Here is a 2,934-nt window from a genome sequence, read left to right as displayed (position 1 = left end):
CGGCTGCCATATCGTTGTCGATGATGGCGCGCAGGAAATTCGACGATGGCGCGTTCGCCGGCGCCGCGTCCGTTTTGTTTTTTTCGTTGCTCATGGAAACATGGATGGATTGGAATCAGGTTGCCGCATTTTACCGTACGCGGCGGTGCGCGGCGCGTGCGTCCTGACAGCGGGGGGTGAACTATAGGATAATCCTTCTTTTACATTGGGCGTCAGCCTGGAGTTTCGATTGGAAAATTTATATGCGATCCTGGGTGTGGCGCCGAACGCCAGCGACGACGAGATCAAGAAGGTCTACCGTTCGCTGGCGATGCGCTACCACCCCGACCGCAACGACGCGCCGGCGGCGGCAGTACGCTTCAAGAGCGTGGCCAAGGCCTACGAAATCCTGTCGGACCGCGCCAAGCGGGAAGAATACGACCAGAGCGTCAACCACCGCATCATTCTCGACGCCGAAGGCGAGGCCTATGAACTGTGGCGCTCGCTGTTCCAGCTGAACGGCGTGACCCTGCCCGCCTGACGCGCGCGGCGCCGCAGTGCGCTCCAATACCCGATACACGCATCACCTATAGAGATTCAGACATGACTAGAGTACATCCCGAATTTGCCTACCAGTCGCGCGAGCTTGGCGGCCAGATCGACGGCATTTTGGGCGACCCGCCGAACCGCAAGAACTACGACATGATGGTCAATGCCCTGAAGGGCGAATACGCCGACGGCGGCGGCATCGAGGACGTCAACATGATGAGCTTCGCACTGGTCGACAGCATCAAGTTCAGCAACCCGAAAGGCCTGCTGCGCGAAGCGTACGACTACGAAGGCGGCGACCCGGCCAAGGTGTTCGCGATGGCCAGCGTGGAGGGCGACGGCGCCGCCATGTACGCGTCGATGACGGAGAATTATCCGGAGCTGGCGCGCCAGGCCATCATCACCGCTTTCCTTTTCAAGAACCCGCGCCTGTGGGATGAAGAAGACACCTCGTTCGACCAGCTGGGCGAGAACGACGACGGCGACGACGTCGACGACGAAGGTTCCGTCACCGACGATTTCGCGCAGATGTTCGACCAGGAAGGGGAATAAGCCATGACCGAAAAGACCCATCTGCCGGCCCTGTCGAAACAGGTGACCGAACTGGTGCTGGCCGGCTCGCTGGGCCACGCCGAACGGGCGTTCTCGGAAGCCGCCGAAACCCACGGCGACCTGGTGGTCTCCGAGGTGCTCGGCACCTTGCCGCCGCAAGTCACCGCGCTGCACCTGTCCGGCTTCGACGGCGGCAAGACCTCGCTGGCGACCCTGCTGGTGCCGCCCAAGGCCTGGGCCGACAGCCTGGCCTTCATCGCCGCCACCTGGAACGAGCAGATGATGGAAGACGACCCTGAGCGCATCGCCGAGTCGCTGTTCGCCCACATCCACGGCGTGGTGTTCTCGACCGAGGACGAGGAGCGCCGCCACGAACTGCTGGCCGAAGCTTCGGCCACCGACCACGGCGCGACCGCGTTCGCGATCCTGTTCTCGATGGCGCCGAAGGACATCCTGGAACTGGCCGGCGAAGTGATCTCCAAGGGTTCGTACATCACCGCCCACTCGTCGTCGGACAGCGACATCGTGCCGCTGGCGGTGGAACTGGTGAAGGCCAATGAAGACGGCTGGGACCGCGCGCTGTTCGAGCTGTTCCCCGACTTCCGCCACAGCGCCGACCTGGCCGACGCCGAGTTCTCGGACGACCCGGACGACGAGCCGAAATTCCTGCAGCGCTCGACCAAGGAACTGCTGTACCGCCTGCGCAAGCAGGTGCCGTCGGCGCGCAGCGCGGCGCCGCGCCGCGGCGGACGCAAGAGCCTCGGCACGGACATCTTCTCGTGAGCTTTGATCCGATGCTGCCAGCACTTGTAGTAGAACGCCTGCCGCGCCTGGTGCGCGCGATCAGGTGCTTCGCCGGGACCGAGGTGGGCGAGGACGGCGCGATCCTGGCCGAAGAACTGGCCGGGATCACCGCCATGGTGGCCGAGAAGTTCACCAACGACCGCACCGCGGAAGGCATCCAGCGCGCTTACTTCCTGACTGTGGGTTGCGTGTCGCTCGGGATCGAGCACGAGGTGGAAGCCGAGGACGAGGAAGCCGCGCTCGACTACCTGGTCGATGAAGGCGCCGAGCACGCGTTCCAGTCAGGCTTCCGCATGATCAAGGAACTGGCCGCGCTGCCCGAGGATTCGCTGGTGGGCGAGTACGACAACGACCCGGTCTACATGCAGCGCCGCCTGAAGGAACTGTTCGTCGACATCTGCAGCGCCGACCCCAACCAGAACTGGTCGGGGCCGGAGCGCTACGAGATCCAGCTGGAGCAGCGCAAGGGCGTACAGGCGATCGTGCGCGCCGCCAACTGGCTGCGCCGCCATCACTACGAAGGCCCGGTCACCGAGGCCGACCTGAATGCCGAAGGCGTGATCGCGCTGGCGGTCATCTTCGCCATCGAAGGGGGAGGGCGCATCGTCGCGCGCACCGGGCAGAAGGACTTCGAGCGGCTGGTGTCCTCGGTGCGCAAGAACAAGCCGGATTACGAAGCCGGATGGGCCGCGCTGATGGCGCAGGTGCCCGCGCAGCACCAGCAGGTGATCGCCGACCGCATCCAGAACTACCGCGAGCACTGCACGGTGATCCAGAAGATCCAGACCCGCGCGTCGATCAAGACGCTGTTCGCGGAGCTGGAGAACTACGCCGGGTCGGAGCTGGACGCCGACTACGCCTAAGTCTTGTTGTTGCGTTTATTGCAAGCGCGGCATAACATCGACGACAAGGTGATCAACCACGGCGTGGAGATGTGGCAGATGTTGAAGGGCATCGACGGCAAGTGGAAGATCGCCAGCGTGTATTGGTCGTCGAAGGGTGCGCCGAAATAAGTATGTTCGGCGGGTGCGCTTTGCTTACCCCCCTACG

At 63.7% G+C, this 2,934-nt stretch carries 5 protein-coding genes; all 5 read left to right on the top strand.

Going from position 1 to position 2,934, the window contains the following annotated elements; genetic code table 11:
• The first annotated feature begins 229 nt into the window (after nt 1-229).
• The 5 genes from D3872_RS04970 (at nt 230) to D3872_RS25565 (ending at nt 2,897) form a co-directional block, all read left to right on the top strand.
• Nucleotides 230-520 carry a DnaJ domain-containing protein gene (locus D3872_RS04970; protein WP_119809751.1) on the top strand — a complete coding sequence of 97 codons (291 nt, stop codon included), beginning with the start codon at nt 230-232 and terminating at the stop codon, nt 518-520.
• A gap of 62 nt (nt 521-582) precedes the next feature.
• On the top strand, nt 583-1,080 hold the full coding sequence (locus tag D3872_RS04965; RefSeq protein ID WP_119809750.1) for a hypothetical protein: 498 nt from the start codon (nt 583-585) through the stop codon (nt 1,078-1,080).
• Nucleotides 1,081-1,083: 3 nt separating this feature from the next.
• A complete protein-coding gene (locus D3872_RS04960; RefSeq protein WP_119809749.1) occupies nt 1,084-1,863 on the top strand; it encodes a hypothetical protein in 780 nt (259 codons plus the stop codon).
• Nucleotides 1,864-1,874: 11 nt separating this feature from the next.
• Nucleotides 1,875-2,747: a hypothetical protein gene (locus D3872_RS04955; RefSeq protein ID WP_119809752.1), complete on the top strand. Its 873-nt coding sequence runs from the start codon at nt 1,875-1,877 to the stop codon at nt 2,745-2,747.
• Nucleotides 2,748-2,756: 9 nt separating this feature from the next.
• A complete protein-coding gene (locus D3872_RS25565; RefSeq protein ID WP_182915689.1) occupies nt 2,757-2,897 on the top strand; it encodes a hypothetical protein in 141 nt (46 codons plus the stop codon).
• Nucleotides 2,898-2,934 lie beyond the last annotated feature (37 nt).

This window comes from Massilia cavernae (assembly GCF_003590855.1).
GTDB classification, from domain to species: Bacteria; Pseudomonadota; Gammaproteobacteria; order Burkholderiales; family Burkholderiaceae_D; genus Telluria_A; species Telluria_A cavernae.
This window is presented reverse-complemented; position numbering and strand designations above follow the sequence as displayed.

Coding starts and splice junctions, on each gene's coding strand:
- D3872_RS04965 (WP_119809750.1), top strand. CDS start 583: ATGACTAGAGTACATCCCGAATTTGCCTACCAGTCGCGCGAGCTTGGC.
- D3872_RS04960 (WP_119809749.1), top strand. CDS start 1,084: ATGACCGAAAAGACCCATCTGCCGGCCCTGTCGAAACAGGTGACCGAA.
- D3872_RS04955 (WP_119809752.1), top strand. CDS start 1,875: ATGCTGCCAGCACTTGTAGTAGAACGCCTGCCGCGCCTGGTGCGCGCG.